Below are 24,148 nucleotides of genomic sequence, written 5' to 3' on the forward strand. Positions count from 1 at the left end.
TGCCCTGGGCATTCCATCGCATCCGAAATCGCTGTAGAAGCCCTCTTGCTAACTTCACAAGTTTACGAAACAACGTGAAGAAAGCTGGAGGCACCATGACACGATTCGCAACCCGCCTGAACTCCTTCGCCGCCAAGGCTGAGATGGAATGGCCAGATCTGCAGGGCAAACCCACGGCGTTGATGATGGCGCGCCGTGCCGCGCGGGTCCCGGGGCTCACCCATGTCGACCTGAATTATCCCGATCACGTCACAGATGACCCGCGGGCCGTAAAGGAAGAGATCGAGGCCATGGGTCTCGGGATCAACGGTCTCGCCATGCGCTACTACACGAACCCAGCCTTCAAACTCGGTGCCTTCACCCACCCCGACAGGTTGGTACGGCGTGAAGCGATCGATCTGACCAAGCGGGGGATCGACGCGGCGCTGGAGATGGAAGCGCCGCTGATGACGCTGTGGATGGGGCAGGATGGCTTCGACTACAGCTTCCAGGGTGATTACGGACGGATGTGGGATGACGAGGTAAGCGCCATCCGCGAGGTGGCCGAGCACGCCCCTGACTGCATGATTTCCATCGAATACAAAGCCAACGAGCCGCGATCCTTTGCTCTGTTGCCCGATGTTGCCACGACGCTTCTCGCCATCGATGAAGCCGGTGCGCCCAATCTCGGGGTCACGCTCGACTTCGCGCACGTGCTTTATGCGGACGAGATGCCCGCTTTCGCCGCGACGCTGATCGCGCGCCGTTCGAAACTCCTCGGAGTTCATCTCAATGACGGCTACGCCAAGCGCGACGATGGTCTGATGGTGGGTTCCGTGCATCCCCAGGCGACCCTTGAGCTGCTCTGGCAGATCCGCCGCGACGGCTATGACGGTGTCATTTATTTCGACACCTTCCCCGACGCCTCTGGCATCGACCCGGTAGAGGAATGCACGGCCAATATCGAGATGGTTGAGAGGCTGATGGCCATGGCCGATCGCGTCGACGCCGACAATGTGCTGCACGACGCCGTCGCCGCGCAGAACTCACCCGCCGCCCAACGCGCAATTCAGCGCATTCTGGCCGGCGCATGAGCTGACTTCACGAATACCACGATCATCGTAAAGGGAGGAAACCTGATGACCGCGAGCCTCAAAACCCTGCTGATGGCAGGCACCGTTCTGGGCATGGCCACCGCCGCCATGGCCCAGGATCTCGCCCCGCTCAACTCCGACGAGGAGCCCGATCGTATGGACTGGAGCGAGCTCGATGCGCGCTTTGGCGAACTGCCTGCACCTGAGGCGGGCACTGCGGTGGGCGGCGTCTCCAAGACGCTGACCAACGAATACTGGCGCTCATTGGGGGACGGGTACGAGAACCTCGCCCAAGAGTACGACGTGAAGTTCGCCTATCAGGCCGCACCGTCGGAAGGTGATCAGCTTGGACAGCTCTCGATTGCCGAGAACATGATCCTGCAGGGCTACGACGCGTTGCTGTTTTCGCCGCAGACCGACAACAACCTGCAGCCGGCACTCGAGACGGCACGCGCCCAAGGCATTCCCGTGCTCAACGTCAACGATGCGGTGATCCCGTCGGTAGAGCATTATGTTGGCAATGTGCAGCGCGACAATGGTGTGCGGGTGGCGCAGTGGTTCATCGACAATACCGAGGGCGGCAAGCTCGCGGTGATCGAAGGCCAGCCCGGCGTGTTCGCCGCCGGTCAGCGCACCGACGGCTTCACCACCACGATCAACGAGGCCGAAGGCTTCGAGGTGGTGGCCAGCGTTCCCGCCAACTGGAGCCGCGAGCAGGCTTATGACGCGGCCTCGACGATCCTGCAGCAGCATCCCGACCTGATCGGCTTTTATGCCAACAACGACGGCATGGCGCTCGGCGTAGTCGAGGCGGTGAAGAATGCCGGCCTGCAGGAGCAGGTTGCGGTGTTCGGTACCGACGGCATCTCGGACGCCTACAACTCGATCCGTGCCGGCGACCTGACTGGCACGGTCGACAGCTTTCCGGTGTTGACCGGCGAAGTGGCGATGGAGGTCGCGCTGCGGCTCATCGCGGGCCAAGAGCTGCCGCGCGTGGTGGCGACGCCGCAGGCGCTGATCACTGCTGACAATATCGAGCAGTATGCCGTCGAGGATACCGCTGCGCTGCGCGAAACGCTGCTCGCGCAGTAACCGCGAAGCCTCAGTTGCGGCGCGCGTGCCTCCCTGCGCGCGCCGCTCAATGCGGAAGGATCCGACATGGTTTCCCAGACCCCTCGTCTCGCAGTGGACGGCATCGAGAAGGGCTTCCCCGGAATCAAGGCGCTCGATGGCGTCTCCTTTGAAGTCCGCCCTGGCGAAGTCCACGGACTTCTCGGCGAGAACGGCGCCGGCAAATCGACGATGCTCAACATCCTGTCGGGCGTACTCAAGGCCAATGCGGGCGAGATCCGCGTGGATGGCCTCAAACTCGACCTGCACCGCCCCGCCGACGCCCGCGCAGCCGGGATCGCGATGATCCATCAGGAACTGCAGCATATCCCGGCCCTCAGCGTTGCGCAGAACCTCTATCTCGGGCGACCGCTCAAGACCGCTGGCGGTCTCCTCGTCGCCCGTCGCGCGCAGGAGGCACGGGCTCGCGAGATTCTGGCCGATCTCGATCCCTCCATCGATCCGTCGCGCCCGATCCACGAACTGAAGGTGGCACAGCAGCAGATCGTCGAAATCGCCAGAGCCCTGCTCTACGAGGCGAAGATCATCGCCATGGACGAGCCGACCTCCTCGCTTACGCCATCTGAATTCGAGAGCCTCGCCGCACTGATCGAACGCCTGCGCGGGCAGGGGGTGTCAATCATCTACGTCTCGCACAAGATGGACGAGGTCTTCCGTGTTTGCCAACGCGCGACGATCCTGCGCGATGGCCGCTTCATCACCACGGTCGATCTGGCCAAGACCAGTGAAGCGGACGTGGTCTCGCGCATGGTCGGTCGCGACATCCAGCACGAGCGCCATGTGAGTTATGCCACCGCCACTCCGGCGCTTCGGGTCGAGGGCTTGGGCGACGGCCGCATGATCAGGGACGCGTCCTTCACGTTGCACAAGGGCGAGGTGTTGGGCCTTGCCGGCCTCGTGGGGTCGGGACGCACCGAGCTCTTGCGGCTCGTGGCAGGCATCGACCGAGCCCGATCCGGGCGCATCGAGGTGAATGGCCAATCCCACACCTTCCGTTCGCCCCGTGAGGCGATTGCGGCAGGCATCGGGTTGGTGCCCGAGGAGCGCAAGAAGGACGGCATCGTGCGGGATCGCTCGGTCGCCTCCAACATCGCGTTGCCCTCGATGCGTCGCTTCAGTCGAATGGGATTGATCCGCCGTTCCGCGCTCAGGCGAGAGGCAACCGAGCTGATGCAGCAGATGAACCTGCGGCCGCCCAATGTCGATCGCGCCATCGGCCAGTTCTCAGGGGGCAACCAACAAAAAGCCATCATTGGCCGCTGGCTCGCTGCCGACGTGGACATCCTGTTGTTCGACGAACCGACACGCGGCATCGACATCGGTGCCAAATCCGAAATCTACGATCTCATCGAGCGGCTGGCCGCCCAAGGCAAGGCGATCCTGGTGGTCAGCTCCGAGCTGCCTGAAATCCTGCGGCTGTCCGACCGCGTCATGGTGCTGCGCGAAGGCGAGGTGGCGGCCACTTTGGCAGGCGCCGAGATCACGGAGGCGAAAATCGCCGCTCACGCCATCCCCCAATCGAAACGCCGTGGCCCTACCCTGGCCGCCGAACCCGCATGAGCCCCAAAATGACCGACACCTCCGATGCCACGACCCCGGTCCACCGTCTGCGGTCGTTCCTGCCCGCCTCGCTGAGCCTGCGCGATGCAGGCACGCTTCTGGGCCTCGTCCTGATCCTGATCGTCTTTGCGAGCTTGAACCCGGTCTTCCTGACTGCGCCGAACCTGCTCAACATTCTTCAGCAATCCTCGATCAATGCCTGCATCGCGCTTGGCATGACATTCGTGATCATTTCCGGCGGCATCGATCTCTCCGTCGGCCCCGCCGCGGCCCTCTCGGCAGTGGCTGGCGCGGCCCTGATGGCCGCCGGAGTGCCGCTGCCCCTGGCGATCCTGGCAGCACTTGCCACCGGCATGGCGTGCGGGCTCTTCAATGGTACGCTGATCGCCTTTGCCGGCCTGCAACCCTTCATCGTCACGCTGGGCGGGCTGTCTCTGTACCGGGCGCTGGCGCTGATCTTCACGGGCGGTAACCCGATTTTCGGCATCCCGCAGGAATTTCGCGCAGTGATCAATGGAGATGTCTTGGGGGTCCCGGTTCCGGTCCTCATCATCGGCGTGATCGCGGCGCTGCTCTGGGTGGTCCTCAACCGCAGCCCCTTTGGCGAGTATATTCTGGCCGTGGGCGGCAACCAGGAAGCGGCCAGGATCGCCGGCGTGCCGGTCGCGCGCACCAAGATCACCGTCTATGTGATGTCGGGAGGCTTGGCCTCGGTGGCCGCACTCATCCTGATGGGCCGTCTCGGTGCGGCCGACCCCACCATGGGCAATTTGTGGGAACTTGACGCGATCGCGGCGGCGGCCATTGGCGGCGCCTCGCTGATGGGCGGCAAGGGCTCGGTCGTGGGTACGCTGCTGGGTGCAGTCATCCTCGGCTCGCTGCGAAACGGTCTCACGCTGATGAACGTTCAGGCGTTCTATCAACTCCTCGCCACGGGCATTATCATCATCCTCGCCATGTTGATTGACCGCGCCACGCGGGGGAGAGGCTGAAACCATGAAGATCGATCCGCGCACCGTCGGCGCTCAGGTCAGGATGCGGACTCCGTCGCTGACACCGCTCGAGGCGCGGGTGGTCGACACCATGACAGGGCGCGCCGATCTCGACCTGACCACGTCTTTGCGCGAAGTGGCCGAAGAAGCAGGCGTCTCGGATGCGATGATCGTCAAGATCGCCAAGAAGCTCGGCTTCAATGGCTATCGCGACTTCCGTGAGGCGCTGGTGGAATACCGGCAATCGGATGTGGCCTCTCTGCACGCAGAGATCTCGCCAGAGGACAGCGCGGCCGACATCGTCCGAAAGGTGTTCAACACGGCGGTGCAGGCACTGGAAGAAACCATGTCGATCCTTGACATGGAGGCGTTCGAGCGCGCAGCTACCTTGCTGCACGGCGCGCGTAATCGCGATTTCTATGGCTTGGGCGGTTCGGCGCAGATCGCCCGCGACGTGGCGCACAAGTTCCTGCGGATCGGCCTGCGCGCCACGGTGCAGGATGACGCGCACATGATGCTGATGTCCGCCTCGCTCCTCGGGCCCGAAGATGTAGTGGTGGCGTTTTCGCATTCGGGAGCCACGTCGGCCGTGCTCGAAGCAACCAGGCTTGCCCGGGCCAACGGCGCGCGCACCATCGCGCTTACCAACTACTCGAATGCACCTCTGGCGGAGATCGCGGACGTCACCCTGTGTTCGACCGCTCAAGGTTCCCCGCTTCTGGGCGAGAACGCCGCCGCGCGGATTGCGCAACTCAACATCATGGATGCCATCTTCGTCGCGGTGGCGCAGCGCGATTTCCCTACCGCCGAGGCGCGTCTGGCCAAGACGATGCGATCGGTGAGCGACAAGCGCAACAAGTAGGATCACACCCCATGACAAGGACACCTGGTGCCGTCATCGTTGTCGGCAGCCTGCACTATGACATCTTCGTCGAAGCCCCACATCGTCCCGCGGCGGGCGAAACCGTGACCGGCAGCCGTTGGTACCCCAAGTTCGGGGGCAAGGGCGGCAACCAGGCGGTTGCCGTCGCGGCGGAGGGGGTCGCGGCGCGCATGGTATCGGCGGTGGGGGATGACGATTTCGGCGCCTTCCTGCTAGAGCGTCTTTCCCACAAGGGCGTATCGACAAGCCATGTGGCGCGGCTGCCGGAGACGCGCTCTGGTATGAGCGTGGCGATTGCCGACGCAAGCGGCGACTACGGCGCCGTCATCGTGTCCGGCGCGAACCTCGACATCGCGGAGCAGAGCCTGGCTTCAGACAGGCTTTGGGACGGCGCGAGCCATCTGGTCTTGCAGAACGAAGTGCGCGAAGAAATCAATGTCGCAGCGGCGCGGGCGGCGCAGGCGCGCGGTGTCGCGGTCTGCCTCAATGCCGCGCCTTGGCGGGACATGGGTCCGGACCTTCTGAATCTCGTCGATATCCTCGTCGTCAATGCGCTGGAGGCCGAAGGCCTGTGCGGTATGGCCGTGTCGTCTCTGGAGACGGCGGCAGCTGCCGCTGAGGTTCTATCCGCGCGCTTCCCTTGTGTCGTGGTCACCGCCGGTGGGGATGGTGTGGCCTTCCGGAGCGGGCAGAACCACGCGGCGCTGCCGGCCGAGAAGGTCAAGTTGGTCTCGACCCATGGTGCGGGCGACTGCTTCATCGGCGCGCTGGTCGGGCAGCTTGCAGCCGGTGCGGACTTCGCAACAGCGCTCGGCGGTGCCAATCGCGCGGCCGCTCGACATGTGTCTCAAATCACGGATTGAGTTCAGTCAGGACATTCTCTGGCCTCGAACGATGATGAGCCCGTCTGCCATGTAACCCGGGTCGAAGCCTGAATCTGAGCAATCGTCCTGTCATCTCGACGGAGAACACGCTCTGTCTCCGGACCCTTATTTCTCGGGAAAGAGGTTTGGCATCCATGCCGATGCGAGTGTGGCTGGAAAGTTCAGCCGCAATGATGAGCGCGGACTGTTCGAGGACAGGGCTTCCAATTCGAGAAGCCGGGCGGTCACCTTTCGTGCCTGACGGTCGCTGACACCCAGCATGTCGGGAACCGCTCCCCGCTCAATCTCGCCCTCCATCAAAACGGCGCGCAGGATCCGATCGCTGCCCTTGAGAACGCCTCCGCGTGCTTCTTGCTGCCGCGCCCAGTCCACGACGCGTCCCCTCAGCTCGGACGGCCGCATCAGGCCAGACATGAAGGAGACTTGGTCGATACAGCACTGCAGAAAGAACTGCGCAAACTCGGCGAGCCGGGCTTCCGAGAGCGCACCGCGCCCATCGGCGCTGCCGGGGCGTTTCGCATCGGCGGCTTCGAGGCGGGCCTTGTAGTCTACCACGTTGCGGGCAAGCCCCCGGGACGCCGACCAGAGGCCTTCCGATCGCACCGTATCGCGCAACATGGCATGTGCCACCATACGGGCGACCCGTCCGTTCATATCGGTGAATGGATGGACCCAGACCAGCCGGTGATGCGCGCAGGCAACCGCCAGAACGGTGCCAAGACGACCCTGCATGCGATACATCCGATGCATATGCGCGAGCAGCCTGGGCACTGCGCCGGGACTGGGGGGCACATGGCGCCCGACCTTCACATAACCTTCCCGGAACTGACCCGGGATGACCGGTAGGGGATTGCCGGTGGGATCCTTCTGCAGAAGCAGTTCCTCCGGCAGCCCCGCACAGAAGCGCCGATGAAGCTCGCGAAGGCTTTCCGGATGCAGGGGATGCTCTGTCAGCCCGCCGTCGTCGATCCACTTCTGGACCGCGATATGTGCCACGGCTTCGAGTTGAAGGTTCCGCTTTTCCCGGTCGGCGCTGAAGTCCTGGCGCAACGCCCGCTCGATATCGATCGGATGCGTGTCATGCCCCTCGATCAGGTTCGAATAGTAGCAGTTCATCGAGCGGACCAGTCCGCTCAGGGGCGTGCGGATCGCCGGGGGCAGGGCGGCGCTCAGCTCCGCCGAAACCGTCGCCAGCTCAAGCGCAAGGTCATTGAGGGCGGGCCGGTGTTTTGAAGCCTCTTCGGGCAGAAGCGGCTCCACCGCGTAGATGGTTTCCTGGTCGTCGCGCAGCTTTGTCATGATTGGGAAATGACGCCTCAAAGCCCCCTTGGAGTTCCGCTTTATCATCCGCTATCATGGGGGCGGGCAAGAAGAGAATATCTTTTTTCTCCATTGCCTTGAAGAATGCGGCCCTGCCTCGCTCTTGCGAACTGTTCCGCTTCTAGTGCCGGTTGGACGGCCGGAAAGGGCAACCTGGTGGGAGGATCGCGCTGGCAAGGACGGGTCCAAAGCCTTCCCGCCTTCGACGAAGCGGCATGCCCTGCAGCCTCACGAGAACTCGTCATCCCACTTATGTGAAGAGAAACTTCGGATGTTCGCCGGCGGCCCTGCTGGCTGCCTCGGCGGCGCGCCGAGGATCTGGTCAGCCGATGGTCCTCGCCAGAGGAGCAACGAATGTGGCTCGGCGGGCCGAGGGGCCCGCACGCGCCCGGAAGTGACAACAGTCGCCTAACGGCGTCTCGGCCCGCCAAGCGCCCAAGGGTCGAGGACGTCCGCTCCGAGCGCCATGAACGGCATGGGATCGCGCGTCGCGACCATCGCCCCCGGTCGGGAGAGGGCGATCGAGGCGATCTGTCCATCCGCAATCGAGATCGCGTAGCCCTGCTGGCATGCGACCGCGACACGCGCGCCGTAAATCCGTGCCGCCGCGCCATCAAAGGGCAGGATCCGGCCAGAAAAGTCCTCTTCGAGAATAGCTGTGACAGCCTCCATCAGACCGTCGCGCCGCTTGCCCTTCGGCATTGCCTGAACGCCAAAGATCAGCTCCGCCGCCGTGATCGCACTCAGAAAGAGGTTCGTGGGATCCTGCGCGTCGAGCCAGTCCATGACAGCATCGTCGGGGACTTTCCTCTGGGTCTCGGAGATCACGCCCGTATCAAGAATGATCAATCGAACAGGCTCAGCTGGTTCGTGGTCTGGTCTCGCTCAACCGCCAGCTCATCCCCGAGGTGGCGCCCGTAGCGCTCGCGAAGCTGGTGTCCGAAACCGCCGTCGCTGGATGCAATGACAGAGTGCACGAGGATCGAGCGTACTTCTGCCTCCAGGCTGCGTCCGTTCGTTTGGGCTTGCGCGCGTAGGCGCTCGTGAACCTCGTCCGGCAGGTTTCTTACCGTCATGTTCGCCATGATCCCTCCGACATGATGGCAGATGTCTCGTAGTGATGGCCTTGCGACGAGCCACATTCAAGCGAGGGTATGCGACCGCAGCCCGAGGATAGCGCGGCAGTCTGAGTGAGAAGTCGTATTGCCGCATCCGAGATCGCGCGAGGGTTCATGCCTGATGCTCTCCGCCCGCGATCGTGGCCCAATCGGGGCGCGCTGGCCGACGCCACCGCAGAGCCCGAGCCCCGCGGTATCAATAGCCATCTTTCGGGGAACGGCGGGGAGATGGGCTCGTGCCAAGCATAGGGGATCTTTGAACTGCGCGCCGATTCTGGCCTGCGATCTGTGGGGCATCCGCCCTGCTGTGACATGACGTCACGGGCCGGACCAAGTGGGCCACCTTGTGATAAGAGGCCTCTCCTGACAGCTCCAACGGAGCTTGGTTAAACAAAGACAACAGCGGGAGGGCTCCCATGTCGATTGATCCGGCGTACAGTCACTGGACTGCCGTTTTCACACCTGCCGGCGAGGTAGAACCCACGGCCACAACGGTAGATTTCAACGAGCTGGGCGGTGGCGACCCTGTGGATGCGCGGGAAGCGATGGCGCATTTCAGGTCAGCCCTCGGTGGTGGTGCCGACGTGCTCGATGTCTATCCGTTTCCCGATCCCGATGAGGCGCTTGAGACCTACCGGGCAAAAAACATGCTTCAAGTGGCCGGCATGTAAATGCATGGGACCGACTTGGTCGGCATAGGCGGTCGTGGCGCAGCCTTGCTCAGATACGTGGAGACAGTAGGGGGTCGAAGATGCATGGGATCCGCTGATAGCTGTATGACCAACACGCTTTTCAGACATGGCCATCAGTTTTGAATCCGCCTCAGGGGGCGACTTGAGCTCTGCCCCCGGCTGCACCACTCAGCCACTCGTCGAGCTTTGACCACCGCCGGCGACCGGACGTGTTCTTCACTGCCATCGCCACGGCCTTCGGCTGCCCGACGAGGACCACGAGCTTCTTTCCACGGGTCACGCCCGTGTAGAGCAGGTTTCGCTGCAGCATGGCGTAGTGCTGGGTCAGGACCGGGATGACCACCGCCGGGTACTCCGATCCTTGGCTCTTGTGGATCGTGGCGGCGTAGGCAGGCACGAGCGTGTCGAGCTCTCCGAAGCCGTAGGCGACGGAGCGGTCATCGAAGTCTGCCACGAGTTCTCCGTCATCGAGATCGACGCTGCTGACATAGCCGATGTCGCCGTTATAGACGTCCTTGTCGTAGTCATTCTCGATCTGCATGACCTTGTCCCCCGGTGCGAAGGTCCAGCCGAAGCGCTCGACCTTGCTGCCGCCGGCGGGATTGAGGGCGGCCTGCAGTTCAATGTTCAGCGAGCGCGCACCCACGCCTCCACGGTTCATCGGACACAGGACCTGCACATCGCGAATGGGATTGAGGCCGAAACGCTGCGGGATCCTCGAGCGGACAAGCTCCACGACCCGGGCGACCGCTTGCTCTGGGTCGGACGCTGGCACGAAGTAGAAGTCGGTTTCTCCTTCGGGCTTTGCGAGATCGGGGATACGCCCACGGTTGATCTGGTGTGCGCTGGTGATGATGCGGCTTTCGGCCGCCTGACGGAACACTTCCGTCAGCCGAACCACTGGAACGGCCTCCGAGCCGATGATGTCGGCCAGTACCTGCCCGGGGCCCACCGATGGCAGTTGGTCGATGTCGCCGACGATCAACAATGCCGCGTGATCGGGGATGGCGTTGAGCAAGGATTGCATCAGCAGGACATCGACCATCGAGCTCTCGTCCACGATCAGAAGCTCGCATTCGAGCGGGTTCTCGCGGTCTCGTTTGAAGCCGAAGGCTTGGGGGTCAAACTCAAGAAGGCGGTGGATCGTTTTTGCCTCCATTCCGGTCGCTTCTGTCATGCGCTTGGCGGCGCGGCCGGTCGGAGCACAAAGCAAAAGCTCGACCGACTTTGCTTGCAGGATGCGCAGGATCGAATTCACGATCGTTGTCTTGCCCACACCCGGACCACCCGTGATGACCAGCACCTTGGAACGCAGAGCCAACCGGATGGCCTCTGCCTGGCTATCCGCCAGAGACAGCCCGGTCCGACTCTCGATCCAGGGCAGGGCCTTTTCAGCGTCGATCTCGGGCCACGGGACCTCGCCCGCAGCAATCCGTTGGATCCGCTCTGCAATAGCCTTCTCCGCGTGATAGAGGCCGCTGAGGAAGACGCAGGGTTTGCCTGCGACGCTGTCGGCAATGATTGTGCCGTCTGCCAGCTCGAGTTCCATTGCCGTCCCCACGAGGTCTGCGGAGACATCAAGCAGCTTCACGGCCAAAGCAGTCAATTCCACCACGGGCAGCCCGCAATGCCCGTTTCCCATCGCTTCACTGAGCGCGTAGGAGATCCCGGCACGCACGCGGATCATGGCAGTCTTCTCGATGCCCAGCTTCTCTGCGATCAGGTCCGCCGTACGGAAACCGATACCGCGGATGTCCCGCGCGAGGCGGTAAGGGTTCTCGCTCATCACCTGCACGGCGTCGGTGCCATAGGTCTTGAAGATGCGAACCGCACGGGCCGTCCCGACCCCGTGCTGATGAAGGAAGACCATGATCTCACGGATCACCTTCTGGTCAGCCCAGGCGGAAGTGATCTTGTCGGCGCGCTTCGGGCCGATCCCTGCGACTTCGCGCAGCCGCTCCGGCGCGGCTTCGATGATATCGAACACGTCCTTGCCGAAATGCTTGACCATGCGTTTGGCGTAGACCGGCCCGATCCCGCGAACCATTCCGGAGCCGAGGTACTTCTCTATGCCTTCCAGGGACGACGGTGCCGACGTTTTCAGGAACCGCGCGCGAAACTGCAGGCCATGCGTCCGATCGTTGACCCATTCGCCGGAGGCCGTCACCCACTCACCGGCCGAGATCGTGGCGGCGTGCCCGATGGTGGTGACCAGGTCGCGGTGTCCTCGCGCCTTCAGCCGCAACACGCAAAAGCCGCTCTCGGCGCTGTGAAATGTCACTCGCTCGACCAGACCGGCGAGCACTTCGCTGGTGGCCGGATCCTCCCTCTCCGAGTCTCGGGTGCGCTTCATGCTAAAGACCAGCCTCTGCGCGGCCAAAAAGCTTCAACATGGTCGGTGACGGCATTCTCCCGCATTCCGCCACGACATCGCGCCAGTTTCGGCTTCTGAGCAAAGCCAGCGCTCCCCTTTGCTCTCATCTATCCCGATCCTAGCGTACCAGCCTGTGCCGGAAAGGTAACAGATCTTCCCGCCGTCCAAGTTGACAATCCCCTTCGCGAGACAGCCGCCCGCGTAGCTCTGCCGTGCGTCGACCCCCTCAGGCGCTCGCCGTTTTTCCACTCCGACAGGAGCTCGCAGTGGCGCAGCCTCGAAGCGGTGGAGTACGCGACCCTCAAGTGGGTGGACTGGTTCAACAACCGCCACCTGCTCGAGCCCATAGGCAGCATCCCTCCAGCGGAAGCGGAGGCGAACTACTACGCGGCTCTGGAAACATCGAGTATGGCCGCGTAGCTAAAACCAATCAGCCTCCGGAAAACCCGGCGCGGTTCAGTGGTGCCCGACAACCTGAAGTCGGCGGTGTTCAAGGCGGACCGCTTTGATCCGGGCCTGAACCTTACCTATGCCGAGATGGCCAGTCATTACGGCACCGCCATCTTGCCGGCGCGCCCTTACAAGCCGTGCGACAAGTCCAAGGTGGAGGTGGCCGTGCAGGTCGCGCAGCGCTGGGTTCTGGCACGGCTGCGCAACCGGCGCTTCTTCTCCCTGGCCGATCTGAACGCTGCGATCCGCCGGCTGGTGGACGAGTTGAACATGCGCGTCATGCGCGGCTATGGCGCCAGCCGTGCCGATCTCTTCGCCACCATCGATCGGCCGAATTTACAGTGCCTGCCGCCGGAGCCCTATATGTTCGCCCGCTGGAAACGGGCCCGTGTCGCGCCCGACTATCATGTCGAAGTCGACAGCTCTTGGTATTCGGTGCCGTTCGGCCTGATCCGACAGGAGGTCGATGTCCGCGTCTGCGGTGCCGTCGTGGAGATCTTCCATAGGGGGCAACGGGTTGCCAGCCATCCCCGCTGTCCCAGTCGGCGCAGCCATGTGACAGTGCCAGAGCACATGCCATCGGCCCATCGTCACTATGCAGAGTGGACACCGGCTCGCGTGCTGGCACAGGCCGCGAAGCTCGGCCCGTCGGTGGCGGCATTCTGCGAGGCCGTGATGTCCGACCGCCCCCACCCTGAGCAGGGCTTTCGGAGCTGCCTCGGCGTTCTCGCGCTGGCCAAGAGCTACGAGCCTGCCCGTCTCGATGCCGCCTGTCGGCGCGGATTGTCGATCCGGGCCCGCTCCGTCGTCTCGATCAGATCGATCCTGAAGAACGGGCTCGACCGCGCCTTCCTCGAGGACGAACCCGAGCCGTTTCCCCTCCACCACCCCAACATTCGCGGGCGGGGCTATTACCATTGAAAGGAGATCCCATCTTGCTGATCCACCCCACCTCCGAGCGCCTGATCGCCCTCGGCTTCACGGGCATGGCGAAGGCGCTGGACGAGCAGCGTCAGATCCCGGCCACCTTCGACAGTCTCGGCTTTGAAGAGCGCTTGGGTCTTCTGGTCGACCGGGAAGCTGCCGAACGCGATGCCAAGCGTCTGACCGCCCGGCTCAAGTTCGCAGCGCTCCGCCAGGCTGCCTGCGTGGAAGACCTCGATCTGCGCACCCCGCGCGGCATCGACCGCACCATGATGGCTCATCTGGTCGACGGCGGGTGGATAGGCCGCCACGAGAACCTGCTCATCACCGGCCCGACCGGGTTGGGAAAAAGTTGGATCGCCTGCGCCTTGGGGCAGAAGGCCTGCCGTGACAGCCGCGCTGTCGTCTACCACCGGGTAGCGCGTCTCTTCGAGGCGCTTGCCATCGCCCGGGGCGACGGCCGGCACGCCCGCATGCTCAAAGCGCTGGCGAGGACCGACCTGCTCATCCTCGATGATTGGGGCCTTGCCGTTCTGAGCTCATCCGAGCGACGCGACTTGCTTGAGATCCTCGAGGACCGACATGGCCGAGGCTCTACCATCGTCACCAGTCAGCTCCCGGTCGAGCATTGGCACGAGGCCATCGGGGACCCGACCTTGGCCGACGCCATCCTGGACCGGCTCGTCCACAACGCCCATCGGTTGCCCCTCGTTGGGGAAAGCATGTGAAAGCGCGCGGCCAGGCTCAAACCGCTTGACCCAACCCTTCATGCCTGACTCCATGCAACCGTCGGCCAGACTGCCCGAGGCGTGGAATGGCTGCCCATCTTCCGTGGAATACGCACGATGCGGTAAGCGTTGTGGACGATGCGGTCGAGGATGGCGTCCGCGAAGGTCGGCTCGCCAACCACGTCATGCCAGGTGGAGACGGGCATCTGGCTCGTGATCATGGTGGAAATCACATTTCAGGACGGCATATCCGGATTATCATCCTCCGCGCCATCCATCTGTGCGCTGTCGATGATTCTGAAGCAGGGCTTGTGCGGCGGAAACTTAGCGCGGTCCTCTTCAAGCAGACCTGCGTCTGTAATGATGAGGTCGATAGAGTTGATAGGCACCGTGCGGTGCAGGGCGCAAGACATGAACCGGCTGCTGTCCGCGATGAGCACGACCTCTCCTGCGGCGGCGGCCATCGCCCGCTTCATGTGCCCCAGCTCCAAATTTGTTTCCGAAGTGCCATTTTCGTCGATTGCGGTGGCCGACGTGAAGAAGATATCGCAGTGGATATTCTTCAGGAAACCCAGCCCGGGTTCCCCCAATAAGCTGAAAGAGCCGACACGACATGCGCCTCCTGGCACGATCAGGATGATGTTGTCGCGGTAGGTCAGTTGCTTGGCCACGTAGAGATCGTTGGTGATCACGGTCAGTGGAAAGTCGATCTTTGCGATCTCGTCGGCCAGCCGATGACAAATGACGGCGCCGGTATCGATTAAGAGGGACTGGCCTGGCTCGATGAGCGTGAGCGCCTCGCGCACGATAGCCAGTTTTTCCTCGACCGCAGTTCGCCGCGACAAATCGGTGGACGGCTCGTAGCTCGAGCGCGATCGGATTGCCACTGCGCCTCCATGGGTGCGCCGCACGAGACCCTCGCCTGCCAGAACGTCTAGGTCGCGGCGAATGGTCGATACTGAAATGCCCAGCATCCGAGCAAGATCCTGACCGGAACCCGCTTGGTTATGCTTGAACCAGTCGATGAGATGTTGCCGACGTTCTGCCGGCAGCATCTCTTCATTCAATGTGTCCTCTGACTTGCGCAAGGGGACCTCCTAATCTGGCATTTGGCCGGTTTGACGTGACTATCGGTATCTAAGTGCGTCAAAGCAGGCTAGGTAACCACAGCACGATCTGCGGGAAAACGGCGAGAATGACCGTTCCGAGACACAGCAGCAGGAAGAAGGGCATCGTTGCGCGCACGGTTTCGCCAAGCGATCGCTGCGTGAGGCCCTGCAGCACAAAGAGATTAAGTCCCACCGGGGGTGTCAGGGCACTCATCTCGATCATGATGACGAGGTAGATACCAAACCACAGCGGGTCGAAACCGGCCTGCACGATGAGTGGAACCGCGATCGGCACCGTCATCACAGTCATCGAGGTGCCATCGAGGAACATGCCCAGCACGATGTAGAGGCCGGCGAGGATCAGCAGGACGCCATGTGGCGACAGGTCGAGCGACGAGATGGCTTCCGTGATCTGATTGGGCAACTGCAGGAAAGCGATTGCTGCCGACAGGAAAGAGGATGCGGCAATCAGCATGAGGATCATGGCCGAGACGCGGATGGTCGCTGCCAGGCTGTCACGCATGAGTTTGAGCGTGAACTGACCGGTGACGATGGTGATCGCGATGGCCCCGAACACACCGACCGCGGCGGCCTCGGACGGCGTGGCGATGCCCGAGTAGATCGAACCGAGCACGACAAACATGAGCAGCATGATCGGCAGCAGTTCGACAAAGCCGCGTGCAATGGCGCGGGCGTCCACCGTACCTTCGTGGCGCGGGGCACGTTCGGGGTGCAGCAGGGAGACAAGCGCTATATAGCCTGCATAGAGTCCTGCCATCATCAGGCCGGGAAGCAATCCGCCTGCAAAGAGCTTGGCAATAGAGACTTCGGCCAGGACCCCGTAGACGATCATGGCAATCGAGGGTGGGATCAGCAGCCCGAAGGAGCCGGCGCCGGCCAGTGATCCTGCGGCGAGGCGCAGGTCGTAGCCGCGCGCCTGCAGTTCGGGGATGGTGATCTTGCCCACCGTCGCCGTGGTGGCGGTGGACGAGCCGGAGATCGCGGCGAAGACCGTGCAGCCGAAGACGTTGGTGTGCAGCAGCCCGCCCGGGATGCGCGCCACCATGGGTGTGAGGCCGCGGAATAGCCGCTGCGAGATGTCGGTGCGGAAGATGATGTCCCCCATCCACATGAAGATTGGGATGGCGGCAAGCTCCCACGAGATGGCGGAGGAGGAGATCACCTTGGTGGCGATGGTCCCGATGCGGGCGGCGCTAAAGTCGAGGACAAAATACATTGCCGAGGCCCCGACCAGCATCAGACCGGAGAATATCCACGCGCCCGAGCCGAGGAAGAGAACGAGCAGCAGAAGGACGACCGTGGCGGAAAACGTGATGGGCATGGAAATCTTCCGATCAGAGGGTCAGGGCGCGTTCTTCGGCGTGACCGACCACGACGAGCCGGAGCGCCCGTACGAGCATTTGCAGGAGCAGCAGGGCGAGACCCAGGAAAAAGAAGCTCTCGGGGATCCAGAGCGGGATCGGAATCAGGTGTTCGCTGACCGAGCCGCGCTCGAAAAGCTTCGCCACTGTCTTCCACTGGTGCATGGCGAGAAAACCCATGATGGCGGCGGAGGAGCCGAGGGCGAAGGCTTCGACGATCCAGCGCACCGGACCGGAGAGTGTGTCGGTGAGGGCTGTTACACGGATCATTGCACCTTCCTCTAGCGCCCAGGGCGCAGCGAGGAAGGTGATCGCGGCAACGCCGAAGCCCACCAGAACATCGGCCATATAGGTCGAGGTTGAGAACATTCGCATGCAGATCTCGAGCAGGATGAGCAGGGTCATCGCGACCAGAAGGATCGCCGAGATGACAGCTGCGGTCCGGTTGAGGATCGTCGACAGCCGCGCGATGGAGGCAAGCCAAACCGGATCGTCGTTGCGGTCGGGGTGGTGGTGCTCTTCAATCTCGGGGAGTTCAGCCTTCGCTACGGGACTCACTGCACGCTCCATGGTTTGTCATTACTGGGGCTCCGCGCCCCGCTGGGCCGGGTGCGGAGGAGAGGAGGATCAGCCCTGCTGGGACTTAAGTTCCTCGAAGCGGGCGAGGATGCGTTCGCCGCGCTCGCCAGTCTCGGCCAGCCAGTTCTCGCGCACCTGAACACCGGCCTCTTTAAGGAAGTCGAAGACCTCCTGCGGCACGTCTGCGCTGCGGGTGATGTTCATGCCGTTCTCGGCCATCTTGGTGTAGGCCGTGTCGATCGAGGCGCGGATGATGTCCCAGTTGTAGGCGTCGCAGGCTTCGATGGTTTCGAGCATGGCGGTCTGAACGTCCTCGGGCAGGGCGTCGAACTCGTCCTTGTTCACGTGGCACATGAACAGGCCCATGGCGTAGCTGAGTTCGGTGAAGTCGCTCAGGTAGTCCCAGATCGACAGCTGGACCGCGCCATCCGCGGAGGTGAGCACCGCATCGAGACCGCCGGTCGACAGCTGCGGGATCAGGTCGGACCAGGCCACTTGCAGCGGAGCCGCGCCCGCGTTCTTGAGGGTCTGGGTCCCGTTGACGTCATAGGTGCGCACGCGCAGGCCCTTAAGGGCGTCTTCCGAGGTGATCGGCATCTTGGCGTGGATTCCCGAGGGCGCATTCGGCATGGCCCAGAGCAGCACCATGTTGTTCTCTTCGAAGACCTTCGCGTATTCCTCGCGGGCGGCCTGCCACAGCAAGTAGGCCTCGCCGAGGTCCGAGGCAATGAAAGGCAGCGAGGACAGGTTGAACAGGGGGTCGATGCCGCCGAGTTGCGTCATCAGGGTGACCGCCGCCTGCACCCCGCCATCCTGAACGGCATCGAAGTGGTCGATCGACTTGTAGCCGAGGGCGCCGCCGCCTTGGTAGTTGATAGTAAGCTTGTCGCCGACCTTCTTGCTGACTTCCTCCACAAAGAAATTGCACGCCTGACCAGAGAGGGACGTGGCGCCGTACTCATCGGACATGTCCCAGCGGGCATTGGCGAAGGCGGGGCCAGTGAACGCGACGAGCGCGCCGGTAGCGGTGGCGGTGCGCATGAACGCGCGACGAGTGAATGTCATGGTAAAGCTCCCTGCGATTGCTATCGTTTCGGGCGGATACGTGCGCCGCACCGATCATTGAGGCGTGCACAATGATGCGTGCATGCAGGCACATCCAAGGCCATGTCGTCAAGAAACTTTCACGTTCGCGCATTCTGTTGTGATATCGGCGCGCGATTATGACGTATTTGGGTGATCTTGCACAGGTAGAGCGCCGAAACTACCGACTCTGACCCGAAGTGAGAGAATTTCGTTCACATTCATCCATAAATGAGCAATGTTACGACTGTAACGGGAATTTTTCCCGAATCTCCTAAACCACACAGGACAAAGGCAGCAGTACATGCCGTCGATGATCGAAAATCCTCTGCAGGGCTCTAGCCATAGCCCTGCAGAGACCGCACTCAGCACCCGGCTTTGCCCGGGTGGAATCGGGGCGCTACGGGCCCGAGGGGCCGGTCGCGCCACGGAATGTGCGGCGTTGAGATTGGCTGTCTTTACCCTGTTATGAAGAATTGTGATCGTATCTTGTTGCAAACTTCGCAAACCGATCAACTCGGGCGCGGTCGGGGACACGCCGGCCTCCTGCATGAACCTGCGGCGAAGGTCCGTCCCGCGACGGCAGTAACCGGCGTCCTCGCGTGTCGCTCCGCGGCGCGACATATTCCAGAAATCGGCCGCACGCGCGGCCTGACCCAAAGGTAGGAAGGCAGAAATGGCCTGGAGAATTGGCGTAGATTCCGGTGGCACGTTCACGGACGTTTGCCTCTTTGACGAAGATAGCGGCAAGGTGGAGATCTGGAAGGTCTCGTCGACCCCAGACGATCCCTCCCGCGGGATCACGACCGGCGTCGTCGAGGGGATGGACCAGGTTGGCAAGACCGCCAAGGACCTATCGTTCCTCGGTCACGGCACGACCGTCGCCACCAATGCGCTGATCGAATTGCGCGGCGTGAAGACCGGCCTGATCGTCTCCGACGGTTTCCGCGACCTTCTTGAGATCGGTCGCCAGAAGCGTCCCAACCTCTACGACATGATGGCCGATAAGCCCGAGCAGCTGGTCTCCCGCGACCTGCGCCGCGAGGTGCCCGAGCGCATGAGCTACAACGGCTCCGTCGATGTCCCCCTCGACGTCGATGCGCTGCGCGCCGAACTTCAGCTTCTCGCCGGGCAGGACATCAAGTCGCTCGCCGTCTGCTTCCTCTATGGCTTCCTCAACACTGAGCACGAAAAGCTCGCCAAGCGCGTGATCGCGGAAGAGCTTCCGGATGTCTTCGTCTCGACTTCGCATGACGTCGCGCCCGAGTTCCGCGAGTTCGAGCGTCTCTCCACCACCGTGGTGAACGCCTATCTCGGCCCGGTCATGCAGCGCTACATCCGCCGGCTGAAAGAGAACCTCGACGAGATCGGGCTGGAAATCGCACCGCAACTGACCCAGTCGAACGGTGGCGTCATCGGTTTCGACACCGCTGCGAACCTGCCCGTGCGTACCGTGCTTTCCGGCCCCTCGACCGGCGTCGTAGCGGCCCAGGCCATCGGCAAGATGTCCGGCTTCAACAACATCATCACCTTCGATGTCGGCGGCACCTCCTCGGACGTGGCGCTGCTACAGAACGGTGTTTGCCAGCTGACCGGCGAGGCCGACGTGCACGGTTACCCGATCAAGGCGCCAATGCTCGACATCCACACCGTGGGGGCAGGTGGCGGCTCGATTGCCAGCGTCGACACCGGCGGGCTGCTCAAGGTGGGGCCGCGCTCTGCCGGGGCGCATCCGGGGCCAGTTTGCTACGGTCTCGGCTCGACCGAACCGACCGTGACCGACGCTAACATTGTGCTGCAGACGCTGAACCCCGTCGAGATCCTCGGTGGCCGCATGAAGGTGCGCCGCGATCTGGCCGTCGAGTCCGTGCAGCGCCTCGCCGACAAGCTTGGCTTGGGCGTGATGGAAACCGCCCAGGGCATCATCTCGGTCGTGACTGCAAACATGGCGAAGGCGATCCGCGTGATTTCCGTGCAGCGCGGTCATGACCCGCGCGACTACGCACTGATGGCCTTTGGCGGGGCGGGCCCGCTCCACGCCGCACGGCTGGCCCGCGAGCTCGACATGGACAAGATAATCGTGCCGCTGACTCCGGGCACGCTCTGTGCGCTCGGACTGCTGCTCACCGACCTGCGCGCCGACTTCGCGATCTCACGCCTGCTGCCGCTTGAAGACAGTGCGCTTGCCTCCATCGACGCAGGCTTTGCCGACCTCATGGGACAGGCAGGCACATGGTTCGATGCCGAGGAGATCTCCGAGGACCGCCGCGTGATGACGCGGACTGCGGACATGCGCTACATGGGCCAGAACTACGAGCTTTCCGTCGCCGTGCCTGCCGGTCCAATCACCTCCGAGACCTTCAAGGCGCTTGAGGAAGGCTTCGAGGCCGCGCACCGTCAACGCTTCGGCTTCGTCGCTGAAGGCGAGCAGATACAGCTCGTCACACTGCGTCTCGAAGCGGCCGGTGTCGTGAATAAGGCTCAGTTCAAGCCGCAGCCGGTTGAAGGTCCCGATGCTTCCGCCGCGCAGATCGCCACCCGCGACGTCTATATGGCCGAAGCCGGCGACTTCGTGTCCTGCGCGGTCTACGTGCGGGACAAGCTGCGCCCCGGCAATGTCATCCAAGGCCCTGCAATTGTTGAACAAATGGATACCACCACGGTCATCGTGCCAGACATGTCGGGCACCGTGGACACCTATCTCAACCTGATCCTGGAGGTGAAGGCATGACCGCGACCGAAAAAATGACCATCGATCCGATCACGGTCGAGGTGATCGGATCGGCACTTCAGAGCATCGTCGAGGAAATGGGCGAGGCGCTGGTGCGCGCGTCCTATTCTACCAACATCAAGGAGCGGCGCGACTGCTCCACCGCGCTCTTCGACCACCGCGGCAACACCCTGTGCCAGGCCGAGCACATCCCGATGCACCTCGGCTCCTTCCTCGGCGTGATCCCCGCGATCCAGGACCGTTTCGACATGGCCGACATCAAGCCGGGCGACGTGTTCATGGCCAACGACGCCTATGCGGGCGGGGCCACGCACTTGCCCGACATCGTTCTGGCGGAACCGATCTTCGTCGACGGCACGCTGGTGGCATGGGCGGTCAACACCGCACACCATTCGGACTTCGCCGACCGTGGCCACGAGCACATCTATCAGGAAGGCATCCGCATCCCGCCGGTCCGCCTCTACAGGGAGGGCGTGCTCAACAACGACCTGCAGGAGATGTTCCTGCTCAACTGCCAAGTCCCGCGCGAGCGCATCTCGGACCTGCGCGCCCAGATGTCCGCGAACCGGCTCTGCGTGCAGCGGATGAGCGACCTCTGCGTCAAATACGGCACCGCGAAAGTGCTCGCCGCAGGTGACGCGCTGCAGGACTACGCCGAGCGCAAGATGCGTGCGGCGATCAAGGCGATCCCCGACGGTACCTACAGCTTCGAAGATCAGTTCGACAGCAACCAATGGTCCGGCGCGATGACCTTCAAGGTCGACATTACCGTCACCGGCGACGAGATGCGGCTGGCCTTCGATGGCCCGCCGCAGGTTCGCGGCGGCCTAAACTTGATCTACACCTCGCTTCTGGCAGCGGCCTATTTCACGGTGAAATCCGTGCTTGATCCGACCGTCCTGCCGAACGCGGGTCTGGCGCGGCCGCTCACCGTGACGGCGCCCAAGGGCTCGATCCTCAACTGTGCCCATCCGGCGGCGGTCGAGGGGCGGATCGCGGCGTCGCAGCGTGTGACCGATCTGGTCTACGGCGCGCTCGCCAAGGCGCTTCCGGGCAAGGTCATGGCGGCCGGCAACGGCTGCTGTACCGGCGCGATTTTCAACGGCGCAGACGAGGACGGCAACATGTGGGTCTACCTCGAGACGATCGGTGGCGGTGGCGGCGCACGCCCCGGCGCGGACGGGCTCTCGGGCATCCATGTCGGTCTGACCAACACCTCGAACCTGCCGGTCGAGGCGCTGGAGCTGGAATACCCGCTCACGCTGCTGCGCTACGAGCTCGTGGACGACAGCGCTGGCTTGGGTCAGTTCCGCGGCGGCATGGGAGTCCGGCGCGTCTATCGTGCCGAGAAGGCCTGCCGCTTCACCGTCGAGAGCTCTCGCGTGGCGTCGCAGCCCTGGGGTCTCGACGGCGGCCAAAGCGCCAAGGGTACCATGCTCGACTTCGGCGACGAGCGCACGAGTTTCGCGGGGATGGTCGACCTGAAGCCCGGGCAGATCGTCACGATCACCACCCCGGGTGGCGGTGGCTACGGTGATCCAGCGAAACGCCCCGAAGAGTCCGTCCTGCGCGACATCGCGGAGGGCCGCATCAGCGCCGCGGTCGCCAAGAAGACCTTCGGTCTGGGCGCCTGACGGACCTTCCATCGCAACGAGGAGCGGTCACGGTACACGATCCGTGGCCGTCCCGCGGACACGCCACGAACTCCTGAGCAAAGAATTTATCATGATTAACAGTGAAACCAGAGGGTTCGTCCCCTCGCTGAACACGGTCGTGAGCGAGTCCGAACTTCCGGCCGAAACTGATGTGGTGGTCATCGGCGGTGGGACGGCGGGCGTGTCAACCGCGCTTTTCCTCGCGGAGAAGGGCGTCCGTGTCACCCTGTGCGAAAAGGGCGAAATTGCCGCCGAGCAGTCGTCGCGCAACTGGGGCTGGACCCGCCAGATGGGCCGTGATCCGCTCGAGATGCCGCTGACGATCCAGAGCCTCAACCTCTGGCGCACGCTCAAGGACCGTTTTGGGATCGAAGCGGGCTACAAGGAAACCGGCATCGTCTACGTCTGCAAGAAGGACTGGGAAGTCAAACAGGCCGAGGGATGGGCCAAGACCGGCAAGGAATACGGCCTGCCACTGCGTGAACTGACAGCCCGCGAGATCGAGGACATCGTTCCGGGCATCGCGCCAGGTCAAAACTACGGCCTGCATACGGCGACGGACGGGCGCGCGGAACCGGCGCTCGCCGTGCCTGCCTTTGCCGACGCCGCCCGCCGCCTGGGGGCAAAAATCGTCACTCAATGTGCGGTGCGCGGTTTCGAGAAGACCGGCGGCGCCGTCTCTGCGGTCGTGACCGAAAAAGGCACAATCAAATGTTCTGCCGTGGTGGTCGCCGGAGGTGTCTGGGCCCGCCCTTTCTTGTTGAACATGGGTGTGCATCTGCCGCAACTGAACATCATTGCCGCCGCTGCGCGCGTCGAAGTTGTCTCGGGAAATCTCCACAACGGCCCTGATTTCCCCATGGGAGGCGCGGCATTTGGCCTGCGCAAGCGGATGGACGGCGGCTATACCGTGGGTCCGCGCAACATCAATATCGCACCGATCACACCGGACAGCTTCCGCCTGTTCACCGACTATTTGCCCGTCTTCCTCAAGAGCTGGCGAGAGCTGAGCCTGCGCTTCGGCAAGGACTTCTTCGAAGAACTCATCTCGCGCAAGCGCTGGAGCCTCGACCAGATGACCCCCTTCGAAGCTGTGCGGGTGTTGAATCCCGAGCCGTCGGACTGGATGCTCAACCGCGCCCTGAAAGGGATGCGCGAGACGTTGCCCGCCCTGCGCGATGCGCGGGTGACGCATGCCTGGGGTGGCGCAATTGACGCCACGGCGGATGGTGTGCCGGTGATTGACGGGGTCGAACAGATCCCAGGCCTCTACATTGCGGCAGGTCTGTCCGGCCATGGTTTTGGTGCCGGTCCCGCAGTTGGCCAGCTCATGGCGGAGCTGGTGGCAGGGGACCGTCCGACCGTCGATCCGACGCCCTTCAGATACAACCGCTTCCGCTCCACGAAGCGCTTTGCTTCATGGGAGCCAAAACAGGCCTACGCCTGAGCGCCGATCCCGCGCGCTGCGCTCCACACCAAC

20 protein-coding genes and 2 pseudogenes are annotated in these 24,148 nt (G+C 63.1%); 13 read left to right on the top strand and 9 right to left on the bottom strand.

The window, feature by feature from the left end:
• The first annotated feature begins 182 nt into the window (after positions 1–182).
• The 6 genes from AADJ02_RS14705 (at position 183) to AADJ02_RS14730 (ending at position 6,502) form a co-directional block, all read left to right on the top strand.
• Positions 183–1,073, top strand: coding sequence for a sugar phosphate isomerase/epimerase family protein (locus tag AADJ02_RS14705; protein ID WP_341213761.1), 891 nt, complete (start codon positions 183–185; stop codon positions 1,071–1,073).
• Between the two features lie 45 nt (positions 1,074–1,118).
• Positions 1,119–2,165: a substrate-binding domain-containing protein gene (locus AADJ02_RS14710; RefSeq protein WP_341213762.1), complete on the top strand. Its 1,047-nt coding sequence runs from the start codon at positions 1,119–1,121 to the stop codon at positions 2,163–2,165.
• Between the two features lie 66 nt (positions 2,166–2,231).
• A complete protein-coding gene (locus AADJ02_RS14715; protein ID WP_341213763.1) occupies positions 2,232–3,764 on the top strand; it encodes a sugar ABC transporter ATP-binding protein in 1,533 nt (510 codons plus the stop codon).
• Between the two features lie 8 nt (positions 3,765–3,772).
• Complete coding sequence (locus AADJ02_RS14720) at positions 3,773–4,756, top strand: ABC transporter permease (protein ID WP_341213764.1); 984 nt, start codon at positions 3,773–3,775, stop codon at positions 4,754–4,756.
• Positions 4,757–4,760: 4 nt separating this feature from the next.
• On the top strand, positions 4,761–5,618 hold the full coding sequence (locus tag AADJ02_RS14725) for a MurR/RpiR family transcriptional regulator (RefSeq protein WP_341213765.1): 858 nt from the start codon (positions 4,761–4,763) through the stop codon (positions 5,616–5,618).
• An 11-nt stretch (positions 5,619–5,629) separates the two neighbouring features.
• On the top strand, positions 5,630–6,502 hold the full coding sequence (locus AADJ02_RS14730; protein WP_341213766.1) for a PfkB family carbohydrate kinase: 873 nt from the start codon (positions 5,630–5,632) through the stop codon (positions 6,500–6,502).
• Positions 6,503–6,628: 126 nt separating this feature from the next.
• On the opposite strand, the gene AADJ02_RS14735 is transcribed toward AADJ02_RS14730, so the two are convergent.
• The 3 genes from AADJ02_RS14735 to AADJ02_RS14745 all read right to left on the bottom strand — a co-directional run bounded on the left by AADJ02_RS14735 (position 6,629) and on the right by AADJ02_RS14745 (position 8,928).
• Positions 6,629–7,822: a Fic family protein gene (locus AADJ02_RS14735; protein WP_341213767.1), complete on the bottom strand. Its 1,194-nt coding sequence runs from the start codon at positions 7,820–7,822 to the stop codon at positions 6,629–6,631.
• A 429-nt stretch (positions 7,823–8,251) separates the two neighbouring features.
• Positions 8,252–8,692: a type II toxin-antitoxin system VapC family toxin gene (locus AADJ02_RS14740; RefSeq protein WP_341213768.1), complete on the bottom strand. Its 441-nt coding sequence runs from the start codon at positions 8,690–8,692 to the stop codon at positions 8,252–8,254.
• Entirely contained in the window at positions 8,689–8,928 is a 240-nt protein-coding gene (locus tag AADJ02_RS14745; RefSeq protein ID WP_341213769.1) for an Arc family DNA-binding protein, read from the bottom strand. The genes AADJ02_RS14740 and AADJ02_RS14745 overlap by 4 nt, the downstream gene beginning before the upstream one ends.
• 449 nt (positions 8,929–9,377) lie before the next feature.
• On the opposite strand from AADJ02_RS14745, the gene AADJ02_RS14750 reads away from it, so the two are divergent.
• Positions 9,378–9,632: a hypothetical protein gene (locus AADJ02_RS14750; RefSeq protein WP_341213770.1), complete on the top strand. Its 255-nt coding sequence runs from the start codon at positions 9,378–9,380 to the stop codon at positions 9,630–9,632.
• A gap of 151 nt (positions 9,633–9,783) precedes the next feature.
• Here the strand turns inward: AADJ02_RS14750 and AADJ02_RS14755 are convergent, their stop codons facing one another.
• Positions 9,784–12,006: an ATP-dependent RecD-like DNA helicase gene (locus tag AADJ02_RS14755; RefSeq protein ID WP_341213771.1), complete on the bottom strand. Its 2,223-nt coding sequence runs from the start codon at positions 12,004–12,006 to the stop codon at positions 9,784–9,786.
• A gap of 288 nt (positions 12,007–12,294) precedes the next feature.
• On the opposite strand from AADJ02_RS14755, the pseudogene AADJ02_RS14760 reads away from it, so the two are divergent.
• The 3 genes and pseudogenes from AADJ02_RS14760 to istB form a co-directional block, all read left to right on the top strand.
• A pseudogene (locus AADJ02_RS14760) lies at positions 12,295–12,447 on the top strand (IS3 family transposase); the annotation flags it as partial.
• 42 nt (positions 12,448–12,489) lie between these two features.
• On the top strand, positions 12,490–13,398 hold the full coding sequence (locus AADJ02_RS14765) for a hypothetical protein (RefSeq protein WP_341213772.1): 909 nt from the start codon (positions 12,490–12,492) through the stop codon (positions 13,396–13,398).
• Positions 13,399–13,412: 14 nt separating this feature from the next.
• The gene (gene istB / locus AADJ02_RS14770) at positions 13,413–14,129 is read left to right on the top strand and encodes an IS21-like element helper ATPase IstB (RefSeq protein ID WP_341213773.1); all 717 of its coding nucleotides are present in this window, start codon (positions 13,413–13,415) and stop codon (positions 14,127–14,129) included.
• Between the two features lie 38 nt (positions 14,130–14,167).
• On the opposite strand, the pseudogene AADJ02_RS14775 reads toward istB, so the two are convergent.
• The 5 genes and pseudogenes from AADJ02_RS14775 to AADJ02_RS14795 all read right to left on the bottom strand — a co-directional run.
• A pseudogene (locus AADJ02_RS14775) lies at positions 14,168–14,356 on the bottom strand (ATP-binding protein); the annotation flags it as partial.
• A gap of 9 nt (positions 14,357–14,365) precedes the next feature.
• Positions 14,366–15,217, bottom strand: a complete 852-nt coding sequence (locus AADJ02_RS14780) for a DeoR/GlpR family DNA-binding transcription regulator (RefSeq protein WP_341213774.1) — start codon at positions 15,215–15,217, stop codon at positions 14,366–14,368.
• A 58-nt stretch (positions 15,218–15,275) separates the two neighbouring features.
• Complete coding sequence (locus AADJ02_RS14785) at positions 15,276–16,580, bottom strand: TRAP transporter large permease subunit (protein WP_341213775.1); 1,305 nt, start codon at positions 16,578–16,580, stop codon at positions 15,276–15,278.
• A gap of 13 nt (positions 16,581–16,593) precedes the next feature.
• On the bottom strand, positions 16,594–17,190 hold the full coding sequence (locus AADJ02_RS14790) for a TRAP transporter small permease (RefSeq protein WP_341213776.1): 597 nt from the start codon (positions 17,188–17,190) through the stop codon (positions 16,594–16,596).
• Positions 17,191–17,247: 57 nt separating this feature from the next.
• Positions 17,248–18,264, bottom strand: a complete 1,017-nt coding sequence (locus AADJ02_RS14795) for a TRAP transporter substrate-binding protein (protein WP_341213777.1) — start codon at positions 18,262–18,264, stop codon at positions 17,248–17,250.
• A 694-nt stretch (positions 18,265–18,958) separates the two neighbouring features.
• Between AADJ02_RS14795 and AADJ02_RS14800 the strand changes: the two genes are divergently transcribed.
• The 3 genes from AADJ02_RS14800 (at position 18,959) to AADJ02_RS14810 (ending at position 24,115) form a co-directional block, all read left to right on the top strand.
• A complete protein-coding gene (locus tag AADJ02_RS14800; RefSeq protein WP_341213778.1) occupies positions 18,959–21,013 on the top strand; it encodes a hydantoinase/oxoprolinase family protein in 2,055 nt (684 codons plus the stop codon).
• Positions 21,010–22,647: a hydantoinase B/oxoprolinase family protein gene (locus AADJ02_RS14805; protein WP_341213779.1), complete on the top strand. Its 1,638-nt coding sequence runs from the start codon at positions 21,010–21,012 to the stop codon at positions 22,645–22,647. Before AADJ02_RS14800 ends, AADJ02_RS14805 begins: the two co-directional genes overlap by 4 nt.
• A 91-nt stretch (positions 22,648–22,738) precedes the next feature.
• The gene (locus tag AADJ02_RS14810) at positions 22,739–24,115 is read left to right on the top strand and encodes an FAD-binding oxidoreductase (protein WP_341213780.1); all 1,377 of its coding nucleotides are present in this window, start codon (positions 22,739–22,741) and stop codon (positions 24,113–24,115) included.
• The last annotated feature ends 33 nt before the right edge of the window (positions 24,116–24,148 follow it).

The organism is uncultured Limimaricola sp. (genome assembly GCF_964022235.1).
Taxonomy (GTDB): domain Bacteria; phylum Pseudomonadota; class Alphaproteobacteria; order Rhodobacterales; family Rhodobacteraceae; genus Limimaricola.

Bases quoted from the DNA above. Each gene is read 5' to 3' on its own strand.
- AADJ02_RS14785 (WP_341213775.1), bottom strand. From the start codon at position 16,580: ATGCCCATCACGTTTTCCGCCACGGTCGTCCTTCTGCTGCTCGTTCTC.
- AADJ02_RS14810 (WP_341213780.1), top strand. From the start codon at position 22,739: ATGATTAACAGTGAAACCAGAGGGTTCGTCCCCTCGCTGAACACGGTC.
- AADJ02_RS14725 (WP_341213765.1), top strand. From the start codon at position 4,761: ATGAAGATCGATCCGCGCACCGTCGGCGCTCAGGTCAGGATGCGGACT.
- AADJ02_RS14735 (WP_341213767.1), bottom strand. From the start codon at position 7,822: ATGACAAAGCTGCGCGACGACCAGGAAACCATCTACGCGGTGGAGCCG.
- AADJ02_RS14755 (WP_341213771.1), bottom strand. From the start codon at position 12,006: ATGAAGCGCACCCGAGACTCGGAGAGGGAGGATCCGGCCACCAGCGAA.
- AADJ02_RS14790 (WP_341213776.1), bottom strand. From the start codon at position 17,190: ATGGAGCGTGCAGTGAGTCCCGTAGCGAAGGCTGAACTCCCCGAGATT.
- AADJ02_RS14750 (WP_341213770.1), top strand. From the start codon at position 9,378: ATGTCGATTGATCCGGCGTACAGTCACTGGACTGCCGTTTTCACACCT.
- AADJ02_RS14730 (WP_341213766.1), top strand. From the start codon at position 5,630: ATGACAAGGACACCTGGTGCCGTCATCGTTGTCGGCAGCCTGCACTAT.
- AADJ02_RS14795 (WP_341213777.1), bottom strand. From the start codon at position 18,264: ATGACATTCACTCGTCGCGCGTTCATGCGCACCGCCACCGCTACCGGC.
- AADJ02_RS14710 (WP_341213762.1), top strand. From the start codon at position 1,119: ATGACCGCGAGCCTCAAAACCCTGCTGATGGCAGGCACCGTTCTGGGC.
- AADJ02_RS14705 (WP_341213761.1), top strand. From the start codon at position 183: ATGATGGCGCGCCGTGCCGCGCGGGTCCCGGGGCTCACCCATGTCGAC.
- AADJ02_RS14805 (WP_341213779.1), top strand. From the start codon at position 21,010: ATGACCGCGACCGAAAAAATGACCATCGATCCGATCACGGTCGAGGTG.
- AADJ02_RS14715 (WP_341213763.1), top strand. From the start codon at position 2,232: ATGGTTTCCCAGACCCCTCGTCTCGCAGTGGACGGCATCGAGAAGGGC.
- AADJ02_RS14800 (WP_341213778.1), top strand. From the start codon at position 18,959: ATGGCCTGGAGAATTGGCGTAGATTCCGGTGGCACGTTCACGGACGTT.
- AADJ02_RS14745 (WP_341213769.1), bottom strand. From the start codon at position 8,928: ATGGCGAACATGACGGTAAGAAACCTGCCGGACGAGGTTCACGAGCGC.
- AADJ02_RS14720 (WP_341213764.1), top strand. From the start codon at position 3,773: ATGACCGACACCTCCGATGCCACGACCCCGGTCCACCGTCTGCGGTCG.